The sequence below is a fragment of the Rosenbergiella sp. YN46 genome (assembly GCF_036620675.1).
Lineage (GTDB): Bacteria > Pseudomonadota > Gammaproteobacteria > Enterobacterales > Enterobacteriaceae > Jejubacter.
On record NZ_JAZHEE010000139.1, the window covers coordinates 1 to 570 of the forward strand.

Consider the following 570-nt stretch of genomic DNA (forward strand, 5'->3'; position numbering starts at 1 on the left):
TGCAGCCAGCTGGTATCTTCGACTGACTTCAGCTCCACCCGCAGGGGCTTCACCTACATGTCAGCGTGCCTTCTCCCAAAGTTACGGCACCATTTTGCCTAGTTCCTTCACCCGGGTTCTCTCAAGCGCCTTGGTATTCTCTACCTGACCACCTGTGTCGGTTTCGGGTACGATTCAGCGTTACCTGAAGCTTAGAGGCTTTTCCTGGAAGCAGGGCATTTGTCACTTCAGCACCTTAGTGCCTCGTCATCACGCCTCAGCCTTAACTTTCCGGATTTGCCTGGAAAGTCAGCCTACACGCTTAAACCGGGACGACCGTCGCCCGGATGACATAGCCTTCTCCGTTCCCCCATCGCAGTAACGCCAAGTACGGGAATATTAACCCGTTTCCCATCGACTACGCCTTTCGGCCTCGCCTTAGGGGTCGACTCACCCTGCCCCGATTAACGTTGGACAGGAACCCTTGGTCTTCCGGCGAGCGGGCTTTTCACCTGCTTTATCGTTACTCATGTCAGCATTCGCACTTCTGATACCTCCAGCATACCTCACAGTACACCTTCGCAGGCTTAC

General features: G+C 54.6%; 1 rRNA gene. It reads right to left on the minus strand.

The annotated features are described in order from the left end of the window. Positions 1 to 570 (minus strand): 23S ribosomal RNA (locus V3W49_RS22910); the annotation flags it as partial.